18 protein-coding genes are annotated in these 23419 nt (G+C 34.0%); 5 read left to right on the top strand and 13 right to left on the bottom strand.

The window, feature by feature from the left end:
• Nucleotides 1-108: 108 nt before the first annotated feature.
• The 8 genes from ACX9TM_RS15675 to ACX9TM_RS15710 form a co-directional block, all read right to left on the bottom strand.
• Nucleotides 109-1302, bottom strand: coding sequence for a Ger(x)C family spore germination protein (locus ACX9TM_RS15675; RefSeq protein WP_000680795.1), 1194 nt, complete (start codon nucleotides 1300-1302; stop codon nucleotides 109-111).
• Entirely contained in the window at nucleotides 1299-2390 is a 1092-nt protein-coding gene (locus tag ACX9TM_RS15680) for a spore germination protein (RefSeq protein WP_065382611.1), read from the bottom strand. Before ACX9TM_RS15680 ends, ACX9TM_RS15675 begins: the two co-directional genes overlap by 4 nt.
• Before the next feature lie 26 nt (nucleotides 2391-2416).
• A complete protein-coding gene (locus ACX9TM_RS15685; RefSeq protein ID WP_139256981.1) occupies nucleotides 2417-3991 on the bottom strand; it encodes a spore germination protein in 1575 nt (524 codons plus the stop codon).
• Nucleotides 3988-4122, bottom strand: a complete 135-nt coding sequence (locus ACX9TM_RS15690) for a hypothetical protein (RefSeq protein ID WP_000267088.1) — start codon at nucleotides 4120-4122, stop codon at nucleotides 3988-3990. Before ACX9TM_RS15690 ends, ACX9TM_RS15685 begins: the two co-directional genes overlap by 4 nt.
• A 552-nt stretch (nucleotides 4123-4674) precedes the next feature.
• On the bottom strand, nucleotides 4675-5619 hold the full coding sequence (locus ACX9TM_RS15695; RefSeq protein WP_000274085.1) for a response regulator: 945 nt from the start codon (nucleotides 5617-5619) through the stop codon (nucleotides 4675-4677).
• Between the two features lie 4 nt (nucleotides 5620-5623).
• Nucleotides 5624-6940 carry a sensor histidine kinase gene (locus ACX9TM_RS15700; protein ID WP_000584790.1) on the bottom strand — a complete coding sequence of 439 codons (1317 nt, stop codon included), beginning with the start codon at nucleotides 6938-6940 and terminating at the stop codon, nucleotides 5624-5626.
• 233 nt (nucleotides 6941-7173) lie between these two features.
• The gene (gene glsA / locus ACX9TM_RS15705) at nucleotides 7174-8154 is read right to left on the bottom strand and encodes a glutaminase GlsA (RefSeq protein WP_023521957.1); all 981 of its coding nucleotides are present in this window, start codon (nucleotides 8152-8154) and stop codon (nucleotides 7174-7176) included.
• 124 nt (nucleotides 8155-8278) lie between these two features.
• On the bottom strand, nucleotides 8279-9703 hold the full coding sequence (locus ACX9TM_RS15710) for an alanine/glycine:cation symporter family protein (RefSeq protein WP_065382360.1): 1425 nt from the start codon (nucleotides 9701-9703) through the stop codon (nucleotides 8279-8281).
• 954 nt (nucleotides 9704-10657) lie between these two features.
• On the opposite strand from ACX9TM_RS15710, the gene ACX9TM_RS15715 reads away from it, so the two are divergent.
• Entirely contained in the window at nucleotides 10658-11809 is a 1152-nt protein-coding gene (locus tag ACX9TM_RS15715) for an anion transporter (protein ID WP_000659298.1), read from the top strand.
• A 164-nt stretch (nucleotides 11810-11973) separates the two neighbouring features.
• On the opposite strand, the gene ACX9TM_RS15720 is transcribed toward ACX9TM_RS15715, so the two are convergent.
• From ACX9TM_RS15720 to ACX9TM_RS15740, 5 genes are all read right to left on the bottom strand, one after another.
• Nucleotides 11974-12234, bottom strand: coding sequence for a cytochrome (locus ACX9TM_RS15720; RefSeq protein WP_063220672.1), 261 nt, complete (start codon nucleotides 12232-12234; stop codon nucleotides 11974-11976).
• Nucleotides 12235-12577: 343 nt separating this feature from the next.
• On the bottom strand, nucleotides 12578-13735 hold the full coding sequence (locus tag ACX9TM_RS15725) for a serine hydrolase domain-containing protein (RefSeq protein WP_000857790.1): 1158 nt from the start codon (nucleotides 13733-13735) through the stop codon (nucleotides 12578-12580).
• Between the two features lie 588 nt (nucleotides 13736-14323).
• Nucleotides 14324-15652, bottom strand: coding sequence for an erythromycin esterase family protein (locus ACX9TM_RS15730; protein WP_072770303.1), 1329 nt, complete (start codon nucleotides 15650-15652; stop codon nucleotides 14324-14326).
• A gap of 521 nt (nucleotides 15653-16173) precedes the next feature.
• Complete coding sequence (locus tag ACX9TM_RS15735) at nucleotides 16174-17763, bottom strand: bifunctional metallophosphatase/5'-nucleotidase (RefSeq protein WP_072770302.1); 1590 nt, start codon at nucleotides 17761-17763, stop codon at nucleotides 16174-16176.
• Nucleotides 17764-18167: 404 nt separating this feature from the next.
• Nucleotides 18168-19004 (bottom strand): bromoperoxidase, encoded by an 837-nt coding sequence (locus ACX9TM_RS15740; RefSeq protein ID WP_001074300.1) that lies wholly within the window; start codon nucleotides 19002-19004, stop codon nucleotides 18168-18170.
• A gap of 501 nt (nucleotides 19005-19505) precedes the next feature.
• Between ACX9TM_RS15740 and ycaC the strand changes: the two genes are divergently transcribed.
• The 4 genes from ycaC to ACX9TM_RS15760 all read left to right on the top strand — a co-directional run bounded on the left by ycaC (nucleotide 19506) and on the right by ACX9TM_RS15760 (nucleotide 23398).
• Nucleotides 19506-20150 carry an isochorismate family cysteine hydrolase YcaC gene (gene ycaC, locus ACX9TM_RS15745; RefSeq protein ID WP_000131229.1) on the top strand — a complete coding sequence of 215 codons (645 nt, stop codon included), beginning with the start codon at nucleotides 19506-19508 and terminating at the stop codon, nucleotides 20148-20150.
• A gap of 164 nt (nucleotides 20151-20314) precedes the next feature.
• Nucleotides 20315-20959, top strand: a complete 645-nt coding sequence (locus tag ACX9TM_RS15750; protein ID WP_000067162.1) for a hydrolase — start codon at nucleotides 20315-20317, stop codon at nucleotides 20957-20959.
• Nucleotides 20956-21549, top strand: coding sequence for an antibiotic biosynthesis monooxygenase (locus tag ACX9TM_RS15755; RefSeq protein WP_000806860.1), 594 nt, complete (start codon nucleotides 20956-20958; stop codon nucleotides 21547-21549). Before ACX9TM_RS15750 ends, ACX9TM_RS15755 begins: the two co-directional genes overlap by 4 nt.
• A gap of 13 nt (nucleotides 21550-21562) precedes the next feature.
• Entirely contained in the window at nucleotides 21563-23398 is a 1836-nt protein-coding gene (locus tag ACX9TM_RS15760; protein ID WP_001052854.1) for an amidohydrolase, read from the top strand.
• Nucleotides 23399-23419 lie beyond the last annotated feature (21 nt).

The raw sequence follows: 23419 nt of genomic DNA on the forward strand, positions 1-23419 counted from the left end.
TAATCTATAATAAGAAGGACATAAAAAAACAAAAAGTTACAAAAATTTTTAAATTAAAATTTTTGTAACTTTTTGTTTTGATGCAAATATAATTTCAATTAAGGTATCTCACCGTTTTAAACTTGACGCTCCATAATCTTGTATAGTTACATTTATATGATATTTAATCGGTACCTTACTAAATGTTTGATCCCAATTTTTTTTGACTTTCTCCCATGTTCTCGGGTGTTTAATTCTTAATTGGTTGCCAAAACCCGCAATATCGACTTGGTATTCTTTTTGTATTTTTTTTGTAACATGATGTACTAAGTGCTTTACTTCTTTTTCAATAGCTTTTTCTTCCCTTTTTAAAAATTCATTTTCAAAATCTTTTCCTGATTGTATCCAATTTTCAGACAAACGCCCTTCTGATTCAATGTTTACATCAAAGGAAATATTATTTCCGTTAACATGTGGTATGATTTTGCTTTTTATTGACTTTATTTCGTATATAATGAGTTTCTTTGATTCTTTATCAAAAGTTTTTACCACACCACCATTCCTTTTTCCGTTTATCCATACTACTCCTTCCAATTCCTGTTCATTTAAAAAGCCCATCAACTTTTTTGTCTTTCCTTTAATTACAGCAGCTCCTGCAAATTTTGTTTCTCCTTTTATCGAGATTACATTTTGCAAAAGAAAACTGGACCCTGACCGCATCTTTCCTTCCAATTTAGCGAGCGATACAGGAGGTAAAATCCTTGTTGTTCTATTTCTATTATCTGCAATTCCAGACAAACGAAATGCTGGGATTTCTCCTTTTTTGTTTGATTCCAGTACCTCCTTCGCTAGACCCTTGCTAATTAAGAGCATACAGCTAAGCCGAACTTCATTGTCACGGAGATACTGTTCAAGTAATTGTTCTAAACTGTATGTACGTACAAGACTATCACTAATAACAATGTTTTTTAAATGTGGGCTGAACATTGTGCTCTCTCTTTTCAATGAAAACTCACGAACAATTTGATGAATGGAATCACCGGTCTCAGAAACATTTATATAACGTTTTTGTTGTCCATTTCCTTTACTTTGTGCTTGCGAACTAACAATTTGATAAGTAGCTGTTATAAGATTTCTTTTAGGATAACCTCCTTCCTCATCCTCTTTCTCAATTGTTGAATCCTTCCCTTTATCTAGTGCTATACCTGCAGTTAAACTCAACTCTTCTACTTCTTTACTGCTCCAACATCCTGTTAAAAATAGAAGCAAAAGCGTCCATAACAAAGCCAAATAGAACCGCATATAATTAAATTTATGTTTCACACTACTCCTCCTTTTAATCGCGTAATAATAAGAAGAAGCAGTGGTAGTAAACCAAATAAAAATAATGCAACATTACCGAGCATATCCCCCAATTTAAGCAAGTCATTTATATTTTTCGAAGTCATAGCAATGATGTAAATGATTGGAATCAAAGCAAAAATAAACGGATGAATACTCTTTTTAAAGAGTTGCGCTAATCCTAATGCAGCTGCATAATAACTAATCGTATAGGTAGCAAATATTTGCATAATCCATATTACAAGCAGTAAAGATTCAAAACGTTCAAATATCAAACCAGAAATTTCAAAACTGCGCATAAGGTCAATTGTCGGCCATGTTCTTGTTACAACCCCATCAATTGATAATGCACCAATGACCATTACAACAGTTATTACATAAAAGATTAACGGAATAGAAATTCCAACTAAAATAGCTTTTACTGCTTTCTTTCGTTGTTCCATAAATACCAAAAGAATTAACATAATTTCAGGACCTGTATATGCGAGAGACGTTGTTTTTATCCCATCTAACACTGGTTTAATTCCCAAACCTAATACGGGACGGAGATTATCTATCTCGAATATTCCGATACTCATAAAGGAAATGATTAAAAAAATAAAAACAGTAATAGGAAATATTATTTCAAACATCCGTGCAATTGAATTAATACCACCCATAATCAAAAAGAGACCTATCCACATAAAAGGCATAACAATAGCCCATGTGGGGGTTCCTTCGAGCAAAAAAAAGCTTATTACTTCTGCCATTGAACGAATTTGAAATGCTGAAGTTGTAAGAAAATACCCTATAATAAGAAAACTAAGCAATCTGCCTATCCATTTCCCTACAATATCTTGACTGTATTGGTAAAATGTTTTTTCTGGAAACTGCTGACTTAATTTGACCATAATTACTCCTGAAACCATTGCGAGTATCCCACCTAATATCACACTTAACCATACATCTGGTGTTTTCACTTTTTCCACAGATGCTCTGGGCAAAGTAAGAATTCCTGTCCCAAGTATGTAATTTACAATAATAACAACTGCTTGTGAAGTTGTTATTCGGTCTTTAGGTATAGTAATCATTGAAGGCCACTTCCTTTCGTCATCAGCTACCTTTTGCGGATAGTTTTTTTGGTATGCATTATTTTCGGTCGACGTCTCATTATTTTTAATGGCATGCGAACCATAAAATCTTTCCAGTCACTGAATCGATATGGAACAGCAGGGCTGGTATAAGGAACGCCAAAACTTTTCAGTTTCACTAAATGACTGCAAAGTAAAAGAAAGAAGAGAATAACTCCATACAAGCCAAATATCGCAGCACAAAACATAGCTACAAAACGAAGAATGCGTAACGTAATTCCCACACTATATTGCGGAATAGTAAAAGAAGAAATAGCTGTTACCGCAACAACAATAACCATTATTGGACTAACAATTCCTGCTTCTACGGCAGCCTGACCAATTATTAAACCGCCCACAATTCCCATTGCCGGTCCAATCGGTTTAGGCAGACGTAAACCTGCTTCTCGTAAAACTTCGATAGCTATTTCCATAATTAACGCTTCTATTAAAGCGGGAAAAGGAACTCCTTCTCGCGATCCGATAATAGAAATAGCGAGCTTAGTGGGAATTAATCCTGGATGAAATGAAATGAAAGAAATATACAGTGCTGGAGCAAATAATGAAACAAAAGCTGTCATGAAGCGTAATAAGCGGAGAAGTGTACCAGGAAGCCACCTTTCATAATAATCTTCTGGTGATTGCAGCAGCATGCTAAATGTAACTGGAGCAATTAAAACAAATGGTGTTCCATCTAACAAAATAGCTACTCGACCTTCCATCAAAGCACTAATAACACGATCAGGTCGTTCTGTATTTTGAATCTGCGGAAAAGGACTGAGATAATTATCTTCAATAAGTTGCTCTATATAACCAGATTCGAGTACACTGTCTATGTCAATTTTCTGAATTCTGTTTTTTATTTCATCCACCAATTCTGTACTAGCAAGATCTTTAATAAATGCGACGACTAACTCTTTCTTTGCACGTTCTCCTACTGGTAGCTTTACTAATGATAAGCTCTCATCCGCACAATGCCGTCGCAAAAGTGAGGTATTATCACTTAATACTTCAGTAAAACCGACCCGTGGCCCTCTGACTAATGCCTCCGATACTGGTTCTTCAATGTTTCGTTTATTTGCTTTTGTTGTACCAAGAATAAACACATCTGCTAAACCATCAATTAAAAGAGCTGTTGAACCTATCAATACTTTGGGTATTAAATCTTTTATGTAATGGACTTCTGCTACTTCACTAATTGTAAGAACTTTATTTTTAATATATTCTTTTGAAACAGTACCCTCCACATAAGAAGATTCATTTTTATATTCATCAGAAAAATCATCCATTAGTAATTTCATAATATGTTTGTCAATTATCTCTTTATCTGATAGACCATCAACAAAAACGATCCCAGCCTGAATATCTGTGCGTCCAATATTAAACTTCCGAAATCGAACATCAGAATTATGTCCGATTTGTTGCTTTATAAGTTCTAAGTTAGAGGCAAAGTCATTTGTGAAATGAACGGTTGCATTTTGAGAAGGTTTATGCTCTTGTTTCGTTTTACTTTGAATATTATTTTTTTTCACTTGTTTGTCTCTTGACTTCCACCAACTCATTCTTCCCACTCTTTCTCTGACATACGAACCCAATGAAAAAATCTTGAGATAGTATACGGAATTAAAAACAAGATAAACGCTTGTACAAAGACTTTCCAATCTGGAAGATAAGAAGTAATTATGTTCCACATTTTTATCACCCAATTTATATACTCTGCTAGGATTGAGATTTCTAAAAAACGATATGTACTTAATAAAAAATAACGATAAGATTAAAGAGCAGAAAAGCGAGACATTATGCTTATTTAGTACCAATAACCTAATTAGTATAAAAACATTTCTGACCTAAAATACCATTTCCAATTATAATTTGTTAAATATTATCTCCTTTTCCCTTATTTATATGCCCGCATTTGAATTTCAAATAATATAAGGATCAATGATATTTCCTCTTAAAGAAAAAAAGATGCTAGAAGATAGCATCTTTTTTTCAATTCAACTTACTATGTATTTATATTTTATTGTGAAAATACTCGTTTTTTTAATGAATATTAATGTTGAAAAAAATAAAAACTACATATTCTTTTGTTCTAAGTTCCTACACTTCTACCGAATCGATACGGAATTTTCTGATTTTAAAACTAATATGAAATAAAGGAGAATAAAAAGAAAAATTATATAAAAAAATAACATTAAAACAATTATCAATCTATCAATTGAAAATAATAATTAGCAAGAGTTTATCATCTTAACTCCAAGTGTATTCGTTTTGCTTCAAAATAAAGAACTTGAATAAATTTTTTCGTATCAATACGAGCAGGTAATGTTGGTTCATTATTCAATTCTGTCATCTTTCTCCTTACGGTAGTAAAATCAAAAAATCTAGAAGCATAATTTTCGAACTTCGGGTTTAAAAAATCAGTAAGTCCAAGGGATGCTAAATGGTTTAATGATTGATAAATTGCTCTCCGAATCCGTTGTTTGGAAGCTTCTATGAACCTTTTTAATTCGGCATCTTCAGCTGAATCCCCAAGTTTTTTTTGAGCCAAATTCATAAAAATCTCTTTTAGTGAGGGAAAGCCTTGTTCCAACGTGTTATCTTGTTCATATTTATATAAATAATCTAGCATATCCATTAAATCTTTACTTCCACTTTCACTGGCTATTCCTAATTCAGACAAAAGAAAATGAATGGAATTTTGAAAATGATTGAAAGTATTTAAATGTTTTTCACTACGGTATTTTTCTTGCGTACTTAAATTACTATCCAATTTTAGTACCATATTAAGCGATTCTTGAATGTTTTTTATTGATTTTTCCAAACGAATTCGTTCAATGACTTTCCGAACAACTGTTAATACTTCAATCCGGTTAATTGGCTTAATAATATAGTATTCAACACCAAGCGAATAAGCTTCAGCAATTAATTCTTTTGATTCTACTTGAGAGACCATGATGATTTTCCCTTTAAACGAAGGCTTTATTTGACGAATTGTTTTTATTCCATCTTGATTCGGCATTAACAAATCGATAAATAAAATGTCTATATTTTTAAGGATTACCATTTGTTGCTCTAAAGATAAACCATCCTCAGCTTCTCCTATAACCTCCCCAAGATCTTCATCCTCGATAATTTGAGCCAACATTGAGCGAACCGCTTTTTCATCATCTACTATATAAAAATACATAGAATCACCCTTTCGAAATTATATGATCAATCCCTAATCTAATTATAAAAATTGATCCTTTTCCTTCGGTTCTGTCCTCAAGCGTAACATCACCTTCAAGTTGTTCGACCATTTCTTTAACATACGATAATCCGATACCTGTCGATGGGTTGCCTAAATCATCATATTTAGAAGTAAACCCAGGCTCAAAAATTGAATCTTTATATTTTGAAGAAATACCAGGACCATTATCGCCTATTTGAAATTCAACAAAATGGTGGTCTTTATTAATGTCAATTGTGATGGTTCCCATACCTTGGATAGCTTCTACAGCGTTTGTAACGATATTATTTATAATAGATAAGATTGTGTAAATATGATAATGAGGATGCACCCCATCAATTTTATACACAAATTGGATGTCTTTCTCTAGCAACCGTGCATATTTCGTATTTGCCCGTATAATGATATTTACTAGTTCATGCACAGACATATAATCTGTAAAACTTTCATCAGAAATTAATTTTGAAAGTCCCGCAAAAATACGTTGGTTATCCTTTTTAACATCATGGACCTCACCAGCAATTTGTAATGCCTGTTGCCTTAAATCCTCAAACTGAAAATCCATCTGTTTGTGCTCAAAAGAGTCTAAGGTTTTATATAAATCATAGGATTTTTTTGTTATATTCTCAGCATCTTGTAATGTTTTCTTTAAATGAACAGCATCTTCATATAAATTAGAGATGAGCATGAGCATGTGTTCATTTTGCTTCTTTATATGTCTCTCCCTTGATTGTGCTTCATACAATTTCATCATATTGAAAAAGCTTAGAACTATAAAACTATGGGAACATGCGATAACAATGATCTCATTTATTGCCTCGGATGTGATCGATGTTTTTAATACGAAATATTGAATCATTAATTCCACACAGTCTGACAGTATTTCAATCATGCAACCAATAAAACCAATCATTAGTGGTTGATGATAAAAACGTTTGATTTTTGCTAAATGAAAGAGATACGAATAAGTAAAATAAAAGAAAAAACTAGGATAGTGAGTATGAAAAGCGGCTAGCCAATCCATATTTCCCTTTATAATGACATCCATTGAGATACGAAATACTACCACGACTATCGCTGTTAAAAAACCCGGTAAAAATGCTGGAATTCGTCGAAACAATAACAAAAAAAAGAAAAATGTTGGTGCGCCAAAGCTCATTCTAAATGTTTCATTTAAAGGAAATGACTTTATTTCACCTACTAAGGGTACTGTAAGTATCATTAAAACGAGAATATAGATGTCTTTTTTTACTAAATTACTAAGATTCAAAATAATCACTTCTCACTTTCGCCTAACAGTCAGTATACAAACCTATTTGCATTAATACAATACTTACTCTATTTTTTTCAAAAACTGATAAATAAGATATAAACGAAAGCATTATAGATTGTGAGTATTCATTACACCCTTCTACTTTAGAAAGATACTTTATAACTCAAAAATGTTCAGACACAATATAAGGTCTGAACACTTTTGGACTCGCTCTAACACCAAAATATCTGTGCTCCTTTTTAAAATATACTTAAATCCCATTCTTTTGCAATATGTTCTAACAACATAATTCCTGGTAAACTATTCCCATACTCATCAATGGCTGGTCCGTAAATACCAATACCACATCCATCTTGAAACGATAAATCCTTCCTAGATTTTGAGGGAACAAGTGTCATAATTCCGCCCGATACCCCACTCTTAGCTGGTAATCCAATGAAAGCAGCAAATTTTCCAGAAGCATTGTACATTCCACAAGTAAGCATTAAAGCTTTTGTTAACCTAGCTACTTCTTTAGGGAGCACTTGTTCTTTGCGAATAGGATGATATCCATCATGTGCTAGTATAAGCCCTATTAAGGCAATATCTTCTGTATTTATTTCAATCGAACATTGTTTTAGGTAAACCTCTAGTGTCTCCTCCACATCTGATTCTAGAAAACCATTCTCCTTTAAATAGTATGCTAATGCTCTATTACGATGAGCCGTTTCCCATTCTGATTGAAATACTATTTCATTAATAGCGGGACGCTTCTCTATCATTTTTTCAATTAATACGTATAGAGATTCTAATTTTTCTTGCACCGATGTCCCTGGCAAAAGTGAAGCTATCGTAATTGCTCCAGCATTAATCATAGGATTAAAAGGTTTTCCTGGTTTATGTATCTCTAAACGAATAATTGAATTAAAGGCATCTCCAGTTGGCTCTACGTCAACTCGTTCTAATATATAAGAAATACCGCGACTTAAACAAGCGGCTATAAAACCGATTACTTTTGATATACTTTGTAATGTGAAAGGTATCTCCCAATCTCCTGATTTTATCATTGTTCCATCTGGCTTTACTATACAAATACCTAACTGCGATACATTTATTTCCCCCAGAGCAGGAATATAACTGGCGCTTCGTCCCTTAGCTGCATACGTTCGATAATGAGCTACCCATTGATCTAAGCAAACTTTTTCTTGACCCTCAACTTGAACGCTAGAATCCTTTATCATTTAATCATATTCCCCCGTACTATTAACTTTATATAGAATGATTTTTTCTTTACTATAATCAATACTATTTGCACTAGAACCAAGAAAAATATTCAGACATATTGCAGTCTGAATATCCTTCTTATTACACACTTTTCTTTTTTGAAGTTTTCTCATAACTATCCCAACATTCAATATTTTCAAGTCCTTTAATGTTTTCTTTATAAAAAATAGGATCTTTACCAGCTTTTTTCTGGTTTATATAATCTTGTAACGCCGCAAATGCTACTTTTGAAAGTAAGGTAATAGCAATTAAATTAATAATAACCATAAAGCCCATAAATAAGTCCGCTAAATCCCATACAATTTGAATCTTGGCAACAGAACCAAATACAATCATAGCCAACACACTTATTCTGTATATCATTAACCACACTTTACTTGTATGTAAGAAGCGAATATTTGTTTCACCATAATAATAGTTGCCAATTAACGCACCAAATCCAAATAAAAAAACAAAGATAGCAAGACAACCCGATGCCCAAGGACCTATGTGTTCACTTAATGCTGCTTGTGTAAGTGCAATACCATTTAACCCCGGTTGTTTATATGCATCAGACAGCAAAATAATAAAGGCAGTGCTAGTACAAATGATCAGTGTATCCGTTAATACACCAAATGCTTGAATCAGTCCTTGTTTCACCGGATGACTTGTTGTTGCTGTTGCGGCAACGTTTGGTGCACTTCCCATACCAGCTTCATTTGAAAATAAACCACGTTTAACTCCATTCATAAGTGCTGCACCAATTGAACCGCCTGCTATTTGTTTAAAACCAAATGCGTTTTGAACAATAAGAGAAAGAACTTCCGGCATTTTTGATATGTTGGTAACTACAACAAATAATGCAACTCCAATGTATAATACCGCTAAAAATACCACCTTGTATTCAGCCATTTTTGCAATACGTTGTACACCACCAAAAATAATCGCAGCGAAAGCAATGGCCATGATTATCCCAACTGTTAGACGATCTGTACCAAATGAGTTTTGAAAAGCAATTGTAACTGTATTTGATTGTACTGAATTGAATACAAGACCAAAAGTAATTGTGATTAAAATAGAGAATAATACTCCCATCCAACGTTTATTCAACCCTTTTTCCATATAATAGGATGGACCACCGCGGAAACCAGTTTTATCTTTTACTTTATATATCTGTGCTAATGTGCTTTCGACAAAACTGGAGGCCGAGCTAATAATAGAAATAATCCACATCCAAAATACAGCTCCAGGACCACCTAATGCAATTGCAATCGCAATTCCTGTGATATTCCCTGTTCCAACGCGGGCTGCCATACCAATACAAAACGCTTGAAAAGGAGAGATTTGATCTTTAGAACCACTTTTCCCCTCCATTAATACACGGACCATCTCTTTTAACATTCGAAACTGTACAAAATTCAATTTAAATGTAAAATAAATTCCGCAAATAACAAGCATAATAATTAACAATTTAGACCATAAAAAATCATTTGTTGATCCGACTAAGTCTACAAAAAGCCTTTCCATACCATCACTCCATGCCAAAATTTTTATATCATAATCTATATAAAATCACCTATATTTCCTGGTACAAATACCTCTTTCATATTCAAATACAACAAGGATAAAAATTTTCTATATGAATCGGATTGGCCTGTTTAAGCAAACATCACAACATGTAACCGTAAAACTGAAATTTTGAAGTACTTAACGCTTATACAAACGGATGCTCTACCCCTTTCTGCAAACTAATATTTTTATCCACTAACATTGTTGTACTATTATGTTTGTTTCGTTTACCGGTGATTTAAATCATAATAATCAATAGTGATTAAGTGTTTTTTTGTTAATTGTCTCAAGAACATGGAAATATCTCCTTTCTCGCTACTAATCTCAAGAATAGGCTAGGTAAAAACTTCGCGAAAAATCTATAAAGCGCTTTCACTATTCAACTAAGAAAACCTTGTCTTTAATTTATAATTAAAAGTACAGAATGTTACGAAAAAGTACAGGTTTTTATAAAAACAAAAAAATATTTTAAGTTTTTTTTCATCTAAAAAACACTGAGATTTTGTGAATTTTATACAGTATCCAAACGTCGCAGATTCCGTTCTACCTAACCTTTGACAAGCCTCTATTTTCTTCATAAAAACATGCATACTTTTCTCTTTTAGAAGTTCATATAAAGGATTTGAAATCAAGAATCAACGGAATATTATAAGAATATTAAAAAAATAAAGCATTTAATTTATTTATGGTATCATACAAAAAACATTTGTTTTCTCAATTAATCCCCCTAGCTGGATTCGTCTATATTGCACATATTTACAACATGAAAGACACTAAGCAAAAAAGGATTTTATTGAAGGGATGAAACATTACAAAACTCTTATTTAGGAACTTATGACATCCTCTTTTCTAGCAATATCGAGTTATCCCAAAAAGTGTATATTTACTAACATAGATTACAGGTGGTGTATTGTGAAAGAAATAGTATTCGTTCAAAATAAAAAAAGACTCCTTATGAAATTCGGATTTTTAAAAAAAGATTTAGTACTTACCATTTCACTAATACTAGCAATTGTAAGCTGCTTAATACATTCGCCAAAGATCGAATATATTAACTTTGAAGTGTTAATTAGCTTATTTAATCTAATGGTGGCCATTAAGGCCTTGGAACAGCTAAAGATATTAGACAAACTTGCCGTTGCCATTTTAAATAAATGCAATAACAGCAGGTCAATATCTATTATTCTAATTTTGTTATGCTTTATTTGCTCCATGTTTGTAACAAATGATGTCGCTCTCCTCACTTTTGTACCAATAACACTTGTCATTAGTAAAAAAACACAAATGAACATGATGGATACAATCATCCTGCAAACAATTGCGGCAAACATCGGTAGTAGCTTGATGCCTATGGGAAACCCACAAAATTTATACTTATACTCTTACTATGGAATTAAGCTCATCCCATTTTTAGGTTCAATCCTGCTTTTAGCTGTACTTGGAATTAGTTTGTTATTTATATGTACTCAAAAACTTCAAAAAACAGATTTGAAAATAGAACTACCTGTTATTACCGTGAAAAATCGAAAAAAAGCTACCGTCTGGATTTTAATACTTCTCACTATCATTGCATCTATTTTTGGTGTCATTAATTATTACATTGCGCTAATAGTTACATTAGTGGCAGCATTTACATTAGATAGAAACTTACTATTTAAGATCGATTACTTTCTTCTAATAACCTTTGTCTGTTTTTTTATTTTCATCGGAAACATTTCGCATTCGGATGCACTGGAGACATTTGCTCGCGCTAATTTAAGAGGAGATACTTCAGTCTTCTTTAGTTCCATATTTTTGAGTCAATTGATTAGCAATTTTCCTACTTCAATTCTTCTATCAAACTTTACTTCTGATTGGAAAGCTTTATTACTAGGAGTAAATATTGGAGGGCTCGGAACAATTATCGCATCTTTAGCCAGTGTAATCTCCTATAAACTATTCATTCAGGCCAATGTTAAAGAGAGTAAGGCGTATTTAATTAAATTTAGCATTTACAACTTTTCATTTTTAATCATACTTACATGTATACAATACTTTATGTTTAAATTTCTAAAAATTTTTTAAAAAATTAATTCCTTTAGAAAAACCCAAATTCTCAATTTAATGCTGAGATATTTGGGTTTTAATATAGGTATGTTTAAAGAGCTACAACAAAGTTACCATCAATTTAATATTTTGAGATGTTCTCACAGCGAAAATCTTTTAGCTTTTACGTTGTTTATTAGATTTCAGTTCATTTTTGAAGTCTTCTTCACAAAATCCTTAATGCCCCTCAATTTTTTCCTGCTAATATTATCTTTAATGGTTGAATCTATTTCAATTTTTAATTTTGCAAATGCTGCTCCTACACAATTATAGATACTTAATCCAAAAGCAAGATGTCTTGCAGTACCACTAAATGCCTTTTTAATATCAATGTCAGGACGATAAACGTTGAATTTATCAGGACTTTCAAATACGTTAGAGTCACAATCTGTTGCACCAATCATACAGTAGTATCCACATAACTAGTTACATTCTCCTTTTTTCTATTGTTAATAGCTTCGTAATAAAAGCTGTTAAACAGCAAAAGTGCGAAGTCTTAAATTAGACTTCGCACCTTATACAAATTTACAATCCGTGAAGATACCAATACAAATGCAATACTAGATACATACTAATCACTCATTATATCTGTTGCTCTTTTAATTGGCCAATGTATAAACAAATCCTTTTACTTAGCCATTCTTCATGATTGGCTTGATTGTTTCTAGATACTTAATCCCTCTATACTCTTTCAAGCGGTAATCCATTCCGATGGAAATTACAAATGACAAAATTTATCCGTTTTTCCTACTTTCTAAATTCAGCAAGTAAAATGTTCTTAAAAACTTCCGGGTTATTAAGGTTTAAACTGTTCGAATTGATAGCGAGTGTATGTTTACCTCCAAGTGTTCCACCAGCAAAAGTGGAAAACCCTGGAACGGCACCCCTGTGTCCCCATACCGAGACACCGTTCGGAAGCTTAATTTCAAGTATTCCAAGACCATATCCGGTTCCCTCTCTATTTGTAGGAACTGTAGTAAGCATTTGTTTTAACTGCTGTTCCTTCAGTAATTTGCCACCTAGTAAGCAAGAGAAGAATTTGTTTAAGTCGTCAGCAGTAGAAATCATATCTCCATCCGAGCTACCTGGGTTAATATAAGTAACATCTTTTAGCTCACTCGCTCCGTCTAGTTGCAAGTAGCCACGGGCATGCTTGGTGCCTGGAATCACGCTTGAATTACCAGGTAGAAATGTATTTGACAAATCAAGCGGTTCAATAATCCGATTTTCAACCTCTTCCGCATAGCTGTTTCCTGTTACTTTTTCAATAAGGATTCCTAGTATTACATATCCTGTATTTGAATAAGACCAACCCTTTCCTGGGGCAAAGTCTGGGGGAAGTGAAATCCCCATCTTTACAAATTCTTCAGCCGTATACGATTTTTTTATATCCGTAATATCGAAGTCTTTTGAATTTATATAATCAGCAATACCACTTGTATGATTCAATATTTGACGGATCGTAATCTGGTTACCATCATATCCGTTTCCTTGAATAACGCCAGGTAACCATTTTTCAATGGAGTCGTCTAGATTCAAACGGTTCTCTCCAGATAATTGAAGTAGAACTGTTGCAATGAACGTTTTCGTCACACTGCCAATGCGAAAGCGGAAATCTGCTTTCATTGGTTTCTTAGTTTTCAGATCCGCTACCCCAGCTGTATAACTCCAAGTTTTACCCCCCTTAGAAATTTTAGCGAGTATTCCCGGGTATCCAAGTTGCAGTTCATCTCGCATTGCTTTCTTAACGGAAGTACGATCGCTTTGCGTACTTGTTTGTAACGAACTAGATACATTTTGCGTAGGTTCTGCTTTTACAACTGATGTTGGTGTTATGTATAACAGGGAACTTCCAGCTATTAAAAGTGCTAGACTTGCACATGTAATTTTACTGCGTGTTTTCATAAAGAATTCCTCTCTTCTATTTAAATTGTATTGATGGCTAATAGCTGTCTCATATACGAACCACACAGCTATCAACTCTCCCAATGATAAAAGTCAACACTGAATTTGCAATCAACGTACTAATCATTATTTTCACAAACACCATTGTGTTCTAACAATCTCTAAATCACTCTTTTTCTACATACATATTAACCATAGAAATTACTTCTTTTCCTTAAAACACTCTTGTTACTGATTATTTGTTTTATATGTAGGCCGTACTTGTTCCCCCCTTCATGCCTCCTTATATTTTTATCCTACACAATGAAAATCTCTTTTTTCTTACCTATTCCTTACAAATTCCTTACATACAAAATCACTTCTACAATAGGATTGAAGTAGCATCTGTGCCCGAAAGCGCAAAAAACACCGATGCTTTTCGCTTCAGTGTTTTTTGCGCTTTACATATTGAAGATTCATTTTACTCTTAACAGGTTAAATTACTGATTTTTTCTAATACGATTATTCTTCTTACTATATAAAACAAATTTCATAGTATTATATGAAACACTTCTCAAGTTGTCATTAAGGCACATTATTCTAAATTTATTAATGTAGTTGAGATGGACTCACTTTTTGAATTTGAACGAGTATATCAAACGCTTTACCTAATGATATATCAACAGTTTTTGGTATATCAGGCCCTTCGGTAGTTATTCCAGCGAAAATTGGATGTTGTTCGTTTAACCAAGTTTTTGTCACGCCGTTCGCCTTACGTAAATCAATAAAAAATTGATCTTTTTTAACTTGTCCAAAGATGTAGTTATAACTGTTTGGATCATCCGATTTTAATGTTCCATAGGGGCCAAATTCACCATTGCTATTCTTCACATTGTATTGTCCTTCATAAACTGACGTTCCAATAGATACGTACCGTTTTCCGTAATATTCTGCTAAATGCTGCCCTGCTACTTTAGGGTATATAAAAGAAAGCATATTTGTTTTCGAAACGTGTCCATTATGTCCCCATACAATGGTTTTTCCTAAATGTTCTTCAGTCCACTTCGCATTTTCATACATTGCAATATCATGTTTCAAATAAAAATCCGCTGGTTTATCAGGAGGTGTCGCTAACATTGTAGTAAACTGTTCAATAATACGAGCATTTTGCTTTATCCATACGAACTCTTTAGATTTCCCATTTAAATGACTTTTATTTTCCTCTAATAAAGCACTAATTTGTTTAGCATCTAAAACATACTTTTCTTTTTCTTCTTTCGTAAGGCTTTCAAAAGTATTCATATCCTTTGTTACAGGAATAAGCCCTTTTATCTTCTCTTCTACTCTAGGCAACAGTTTTGAATTATTCGCTTTAATATATTCTATTATATTATTATAAACATTTTCGTTTACTGATTGAACGTCCATCCCGATGACACGTACTTTCGATTTATGTTTTGGATTAGCATTATATTGCCGAATCCAATCAAGTAAATCTAGCATTTCTTTCGTCTTAAATACAGGTGTTAGATGTTGGCTTGGGTTTCCCTTACCAGTAAGAACATATCGATCAAGTTCCAAGGCCCTGTCCCATCCCTCTTCTAAAACTAGATTGGTAAAGCCCTTTTCAGATACTAAATACTTAACAATGCGGTGTTTCATCGTAAAAACTTCATGAGCCCCATGCGTAGCTTCACCTAAACCTACAATTGAAGCTGAACCTACCATATCCTTAAGTGGTTTCAAATCATTAAGAGATGCAGTTGGATTAGTTGTTTTTAAAGGCTTTGCATGTGCTTCTAACCATTTCGCTATTTGATTTGTATTATAGGGAGCTGTAACAGAAACCTCTGTTTTCGAATCTGCATAAGTATTTCCTACAAAATGAGTCATTGTTATAGCAGAAACAACAATTGCAATAATCATTTTCTTTTTCATAAAAAACCTCCTGAAATATTTACTTATAGCTTTTTGACATACTCTGCCAACTTCCGTTTAAAATATTCATTTTCTTATTACTGTTAAGATACATTTATTCTAGTTCCTAAAACTCACTTATTTCTTAATAGGTTCTTAAGAAATTCTTAATTCATTTATACAAATATAAAACTAAATAAGCTTCAATTCATTGTATTGTAAATTCCTCATTGCATAACATTATAATGTACAGATATTCGTTATAAATGATGTTATTAAAAGTATTCAATTTCAGTATGTATTATTAACGTAGTTAATATATGGTTAATATGAAGTTCCAAATTTTGATTGTTTGTAGTCTCTTTATCATAGAGTTAATTTAGGGGTTATTTTTTGTTCACTTCATTTTTTTCGGCACTCTGCATCTAGACGGTATACCCATTGGCCACAGTTAGACTATTTCAAATCAAAAAAATAGATTACCTGCACACTAAAGAGTATAGCGCACAGGTAATCTAGTTGTTTTTGAGATTAATAAAAAACTAATTTATCTTTTGAATTCTTCCATCAATAATAGACTGAATTGGTTCTTTTGATTTTTTTATATAATCTACTAATGCTTCAAAATCAGTTGGTCCTGTTTCAGCATCTTTACCGTTTTTAAAGGATACAAATCCATCTCCACCTGAAGCTAGAAATGCGTTCGCAACGACGCTGTAAGTTTTAGAAGGAATAATTTCTTCTCCATTTGTTAAGCGAATACTTGTTACTTTTTCTCCATTAGGCTTGTTCGCATCCCAAGTGTATTGGATACCTGAAATTTGAAGCATTCTTGTTATGTCTTTTTGCCATTGTTGATTTAAAATATCACGAATGTCTTGACCTGTTAAATTTACTTTTATTAATTGATTTCCGAATGGTTGAATACCATATATCTCTCCCCATGTAATATCACCAGCATCTAAGTCATTACGAATACCACCAGGATTCATAAGTGCAATTTGGGATTGCATTGTTGTACGCTGAGCATCAGCAACTAAATTTCCAAGAGTAGATTCACCAGCCATATTTTGTTTGCGATCTAGTGGAGCGATAGACTTACCTACAACTTCATTAACAAGAGGTGCGATTTTTGCTTGATATTTCTCCATCTTCTTCTTTATTTTTTTATCAGGCTCTATGCCTTCATGATAAGTTGTAACAATTTCTGCTTTTTTCTCAACAATATCTTGTGTCTTACGATCAATCTTTACATCAACATCAGCAAAAGCCATACCATAAGAATTTGCTTGTACGACAAGTTTATTATTAACAGTTCCATTTACATAGGTGTGGCTATGGCCACCAAAAATAACATCGACTTCTGGATCAGTCTCATTTGCTAATCGGACGATATCACCATTTGTTACGCCGTTCCCATCTGTTATACCTCCGTTATGTGCAAGAACAACGATAGATTTAACGCCTAGTTTTTTTAATTGCTTTACGGATTTGTTAATAGCTTCAACTTCATCTGTAATTTCTACATTCTTTAGCATAGTAGGCATAACAAGGTTAGGAACATCCGTTGTTACGACTCCGATAAAGCCAACAGGAACTCCTTGTACCTTTTTTATAGTGAATGGTGGTAAAAATAAACGACCGGTGGATTTATTATAGAAATTTGCAGCAACATATGGGAATTTTGCTCCTTTAAAATTTCCTGTTTTCTCATGGTATCCACCATAAATAAGGCGGTTCATTTCTTCAACACCTTCATCAAATTCATGATTTCCTATCGTTCCAACATCGAATTTCAAATCATTTAGAAATTCAATTGTAGGTTCGTCTTGTAATAATGCTGAAACAGGAGTACTTGCTCCAACAACATCTCCAGCATGTACCTTTAATGTATTTGGATTTTGTTTTTCACAATCACGTAAATAAGCCCCTAAGTACTCAATTCCCCCTGCATCTTTATTGTTAATTTTTTTTACAGTGTCTAGTTGCCCATGAAAATCGTTAATACCGAGCATTTGTACATCTATGTAGCGATTTTGTTCTGTACTTGCTTGGATTGAAGGCGCAGCAAATACACTAGTAAAAGTAACTGTACTTAATGCTAAAGCAACTGGAATAATTTTTTTCAACATAAAATTTCTCTCCCCTAATTAAAATCTGACATAATACGATGTTATTTTAATATATTAAGAGAATTATTTCCATAAAAATTCTACCAATTATAAAAATTAATAAGATTTTATTGTTTTCTGACAAGATATTTCTTCCTCAAAAAATGTACATTTCTTTGTTTTGAGGAAGAAATATTATCTTGATAGTAATATAGCAATACATCTAAAAGACCTAAAAAAACTCTAAACAATAAATTTTTGCTGTTAAGAAGAATATTCAATTCGAAACTAATGAAGATTTATCAACCTAACATATCAATACCACCATTTAAAAAGATGCTCCTGGATTTATCCAAGAGCATCTTTTATAAAGCTTTATTTTTTACTTATTTATAATTTATCAACTAACAATTATATAGTTGTAATCAGTCCTTTAAAAATAATAGGAGTGCTTCATTAAATTCTTTAGCATGCGTTGCATTTAGCCCATGTGGACCACCCTTTATTAAGGCTACTTTAGAATTAGGAATTGCTTCATGTGTTAATTTCCCACTATATTCATATGGTACAGTTGCATCAGAATCACCGTGAATAATAAGAGTAGGTATATTAAACTTCTCCAAGTCTTTTCTAAAATCTGTCTTACTAAAGGCGGTAATACAATCAAGTGTTCCTTTAGGTGATGCACTGGCTGCAATATCCCAATTATATAAACGGAATGGCTCACTAACTAAATCTGTTCGATTACCAGCCGCGAAAAATCCCTTAGTAAATTCATCAAGAAATGCAAGGCGGTCATTTATCACACCACTTTTGAATGCTTCAATTGTTGCATCATCTAAGGCCCCTTCAGGATGATCCTCTGATTTGTATAAATACGGAGGAACTGCCCCAGCAAAAACAGCCTTTTCAATACGATCTGTTCCATACGTACTAATATATCGGGCTACTTCGCCTCCACCCATAGAAAAACCAACAAGTGTGACATTTTGAAGCTCTAAATGTTCTAATAGTTGATGTAAATCAGAAGTAAAGGTATCATATTCATACCCTTCCCACGGCTGAGATGATTGTCCAAATCCTCGACGATCATATGTTATAACTCTGTATCCAGCCTCAACAAGAGCAGGAACTTGGTATTCCCAAGATCGACCACTTAACGGCCAACCATGAATGAGTACAACTGGTTTTCCTGTGCCATGATCCTCATAATATATCTCAATTGGTTCTTGCTTTTCGGTTCCTACAGTAATTTTAGCCATGCTTCTACCCCCTAAAAATATTCCAATATGTATCCTTTTCTTCAATAATCTGGATGAATGTCATAACCTATTCATGCACGTTTATGTTGTGAATTCTAAGTATGAAACTCTATTGTTCCAATGCATTCATTTTCTCCTTTTGGAACAATCCCCCCTCTAATACCTTTTGCATCATAAAATAATTACTGAACATTACTCCTATTCAATTGTAATAACAAAAATAGGTGACTATCAATATCGTTCTATCTATAGGATGTATAGGTAAAACCAATCTATTTTATAGTGAAACAACTATAGTTACGACCTATACAAATTATAGATAATTTAGAATTGATTAACGAATCAGTTTTCAAATACTATAAATTTGTATAGTACTTCATGTTCTGTGAATGCTGCTATAACCAATATTATTGGTCAGCTTAGTTATAAACGAAGAAACTTATGATAGTATCCGACTATTTAAACTTTCTTCGATTACTTAATTTTTAGGAGGAATACATAATGACTGATCTCTATTCTCGTATTAACAAAGATGATGCTGTTGTGCTTTTAGTAGATCATCAAACTGGTCTTATGTCCGGACTAGTACGTGACTATGGTGTTGATGAATTCAAGAACAATGTTTTAGCTCTTGCTCATACTGCTAAGTTTTTTAATTTACCAGTTATTTTAACAACAAGTTTTGAAAACGGGCCTAATGGACCTTTAATGCAAGAATTGGTTAATCTCTTTCCTCATGCACCAAAAATAGCTCGACCTGGACAAATTAACGCATGGGATAATGATGATTTTGTAAAAGCAATCGAAGAAACTGGAAAAAAACAACTTATCATCGCAGGCGTAGTTACGGACGTTTGTGTTGCTTTCCCGGCACTTTCCGCTATAAAAGCTGGATATGAAGTATTTGCTGTTACTGATGCTTCAGGAACTTTCAGTAAACAAGTTGCAGATGCTGCCAATACACGTATGGCACATAGTGGCGTGCAACTTATGAACTGGTTTAGCGTAGCTTGCGAATTACAACGCGATTGGCGCAACGATGTCGAAGGTTTTGGCAATTTGCTTGCTAGCAATCTTCCAGGCTATCAAAATATAATTGGAAGCTATAGAGGAGCTCAGCGAGATCTTAGTAAACAAAATGCATAAATGTATCTCAAGGAAATAGCTTTAAATCACCTTTTTTAAAGTAGATAGTATAAATTTAGTGCTGATTAAATCAGCACTAAATTTAAATTAAAAAGTATAGTAGAGCTTCAATTGACAGAAGATACATTACTTTCAATAAACAATTGAAAAAGGAGCATTTTATTATGAGTAATTTAGAATTGTTAAATCCGGAGAACAGTGCCTTAATTTTAATTGATTTTCAACCTCAAATGACTTTTGGAGTTGCAAGTATTGATAGACAAACATTGATTAATAACGTTATGCTACTTGCTAAATCAGCAAAAACTTTTAACGTACCTACTATTCTTACTACAGTTGAAACACGCAGCTTTTCTGGTTATTTTTGGCCACAAATTCTTGATATATTCCCAAACCATGAAATTATAGAACGTAGTTCAATGAACTCTTGGGAAGATCCGAAATTTGTTGAGGCAGTTAAAGCAACCGGTAGAAAGAAATTAATATTTGCAGCACTTTGGACTGAAGTTTGCCTTGCATTCCCTGTGCTTGAAGCAATTAAAGCTGGCTATGAGGTATATGCAGTTGATGATGCTTCAGGTGGTACTAGTTTGACAGCACATAACGCTGCTATGCGTCGTGTAGAACAAGCTGGTGCAATTCCAGTGACAGCAATTCAAGTTTTACTTGAATACCAACGTGACTGGGCACACAAAGACACTTATGATGCTGTAATGGAGATTGTAAAGGAACACACTGGTGCTTATGGTCAAGGTGTAGAATACGCATATACTATGGTGCATGGCGCGCTTCCAAGCAGGAAAATATGAAACAAGAAGGAGTAGCTGTCGAAGAGACTTATACAGGGAACACGATGGATGCTGGCAATCCAGTAACAACCATTGTTACATGGGAAATTCAAGAAGGTAGAGAAAAACAGTTTGAAACATGGAGACATGAAATTGAGGCTGCGGCTACTAAATTCCCAGGACATTTAGGTGTAAATCTAATAGTCCCAAGTAACGAATCCAGAGAGTATACTGTTATTTTTCGCTTTGATACGTATGAGCATCTACGTACTTGGCAAGAATCAGATGTTCGCCGGGATTTGTTAAAAACGGCGGAGCAATTTCAAGCCACTAATCCAACTTACAAAACTGAAAGCAGTTTGGCTTATTGGTTTGTTACTCCGAAAACGCCAGTTCCACCGCCAAAATGGAAAATGTCTATCGTTACCCTTCTGGGTGTATGGCCTCTTAGCATGTTAGTTCCTAAAGTGATAGGACCTATTATAAAACATATGAATCCTATTATGTCAGCTTTTTTTGTTTCTGTATGTATAGTGTCCTTGCTATCATGGGTAGTCATGCCGATTTTCGGTAAATTATTTCATCCATGGTTACAAAATAATAGAAAGTAGACGAGGTGTGAACATGAATTTACCGGATATGATCTTATATAACGGAAAAATTACTACCCTTGACCCTTCTCAGCCTGAGGTATCTGCTATCGCCATAACTGATGGTTTAGTCACTGCAGTAGGTGGAGATGAGCTTCTTAATAGTGCCACGGAAAAAACAAAAAAAATAGACCTTAAAAGAAAGAGAGCTATTCCAGGCCTGAATGACTCCCATATACACGTGATTCGTGGTGGTCTGCATTATAATATGGAATTACGTTGGGAAGGCGTGCCATCACTTTTTATTGCTCTAGAAATGCTCAAAGAACAGGCAAGGCGTACACCTGCTCCTCAGTGGGTAAGAGTAGTTGGAGGTTGGTCTGAATTTCAATTTAAAGAGAGACGGATGCCAACATTAGAAGAGATTAATGCTGTTTCTGAAGACACGCCTGTCTTTGTGCTACATCTTTACGATAGAGCACTTGTAAATCGTGCAGGGCTACGTGCACTGGGATACACGAAAGATACCCCAGACCCTCCAGGCTGTTTAATTCAGCGGGATAAAAGAGGTAATCCAACGGGCCTTTTAATTGCTAACCCTAACGCTTCTATTCTTTATTCAAGTTTGGGTAAAGCTCCAGTACTTAATCTTGACGACCAGATTAACTCAACTCGCCATTTTATGCGTGAATTAAATAGATTAGGTATTACAAGTGCCATCGACGCAGGTGGTGGTTTCCAAAATTACCCTGATGACTACAAAGTTGTTGAACATTTAGCCGAGAAGGAACAATTAACTTTGCGTATTGCTTATAATCTATTTACGCAAAATCCTAATCATGAATATGAAGACTTTGCTTCATGGGCAAAAATTGTTTCTCCCGGTCAAGGAAATGATAAGTATAAAATGAATGGTGCCGGAGAAATGTTAGTATTCTCGGCAGCCGATTTTGAAAAATTTCAAATGCCACGGCCCGAACTAGCTACAGTAATGGAAGCCGACTTAAAGAAAGTAATTTCTCTATTGGTGGAAAACCGTTGGCCATTCCGTTTACATGCAACTTATGACGAGTCAATCACACGTTTCTTAAATGTATTTGAGGAAGTTAACAGAGAAATTCCTTTTAATGGGCTACGCTGGTGGTTTGATCATGCAGAAACAATCTCAGATCGTAGTATGGAACGTGTTAAGGCTTTAAATGGCGGTATTGCCATCCAAGACCGCATGGCTTTTCAAGGTGAATACTTTGTTGACTTATACGGAAAGGAAGCTGCAAAGCATACTCCTCCAATTTATCGTATGTTAGACCTTGGTATACCTGTTGGCGCCGGTAGTGATGCAACCAGGGTTTCCAGCTATAACCCTTGGGTTGCTCTTTACTGGATGGTTGCTGGAAAAACCATTGGTGGGCTTTCCATATACGATGAAAAAAATAAACTTGATAGAAAAGTAGCCCTGGAATTATATTCAAAAGGAAGTGCGTGGTTCTCTGGCGATGAAGGTAAAAAAGGAACCCTGGCAGTAGGTCAGTTTGCTGATATTGCTGTATTGTCTGCTGACTACTTTACTGTGCCGGAAGAAGAAATCAAAGACCTTGAATCATTGCTCACCATTATGGGTGGGCAGGTTGTTTATGGAAATAATGAATTTAAAAACTTATCACCTGAATTGCCGCCAGCATCACCTGATTGGTCACCGACGGGCGTTTATGGGTATGGTGGTGCTAACCTAGCCAACACTATACTTTCTCACGATTCCCATGATAACAAGTTACATAGTTGTAGTAACCCTCTCCATCAACACACCCATACCGTAATAGGAAAAGATGGAACTAAATGGGGTATTGGTTGTACTTGCTTTGCTTTCTAAATCAAAACCACCGGTATAATG

It is taken from the genome of Bacillus sp. LH1 (assembly GCF_057924895.1).

Bases quoted from the DNA above. Each gene is read 5' to 3' on its own strand.
- ACX9TM_RS15720 (WP_063220672.1), bottom strand. From the start codon at position 12,234: ATGATTGGTGCAACAGATTGTGACTCTAACGTATTTGAAAGTCCTGAT.
- ACX9TM_RS15725 (WP_000857790.1), bottom strand. From the start codon at position 13,735: ATGAAAACACGCAGTAAAATTACATGTGCAAGTCTAGCACTTTTAATA.
- ycaC (WP_000131229.1), top strand. From the start codon at position 19,506: ATGACTGATCTCTATTCTCGTATTAACAAAGATGATGCTGTTGTGCTT.
- ACX9TM_RS15760 (WP_001052854.1), top strand. From the start codon at position 21,563: ATGAATTTACCGGATATGATCTTATATAACGGAAAAATTACTACCCTT.
- glsA (WP_023521957.1), bottom strand. From the start codon at position 8,154: ATGATAAAGGATTCTAGCGTTCAAGTTGAGGGTCAAGAAAAAGTTTGC.
- ACX9TM_RS15730 (WP_072770303.1), bottom strand. From the start codon at position 15,652: ATGAAAAAGAAAATGATTATTGCAATTGTTGTTTCTGCTATAACAATG.
- ACX9TM_RS15740 (WP_001074300.1), bottom strand. From the start codon at position 19,004: ATGGCTAAAATTACTGTAGGAACCGAAAAGCAAGAACCAATTGAGATA.
- ACX9TM_RS15695 (WP_000274085.1), bottom strand. From the start codon at position 5,619: ATGTATTTTTATATAGTAGATGATGAAAAAGCGGTTCGCTCAATGTTG.
- ACX9TM_RS15750 (WP_000067162.1), top strand. From the start codon at position 20,315: ATGAGTAATTTAGAATTGTTAAATCCGGAGAACAGTGCCTTAATTTTA.
- ACX9TM_RS15690 (WP_000267088.1), bottom strand. From the start codon at position 4,122: ATGTGGAACATAATTACTTCTTATCTTCCAGATTGGAAAGTCTTTGTA.
- ACX9TM_RS15735 (WP_072770302.1), bottom strand. From the start codon at position 17,763: ATGTTGAAAAAAATTATTCCAGTTGCTTTAGCATTAAGTACAGTTACT.
- ACX9TM_RS15755 (WP_000806860.1), top strand. From the start codon at position 20,956: ATGAAACAAGAAGGAGTAGCTGTCGAAGAGACTTATACAGGGAACACG.
- ACX9TM_RS15685 (WP_139256981.1), bottom strand. From the start codon at position 3,991: ATGAGTTGGTGGAAGTCAAGAGACAAACAAGTGAAAAAAAATAATATT.
- ACX9TM_RS15710 (WP_065382360.1), bottom strand. From the start codon at position 9,703: ATGGAAAGGCTTTTTGTAGACTTAGTCGGATCAACAAATGATTTTTTA.
- ACX9TM_RS15680 (WP_065382611.1), bottom strand. From the start codon at position 2,390: ATGATTACTATACCTAAAGACCGAATAACAACTTCACAAGCAGTTGTT.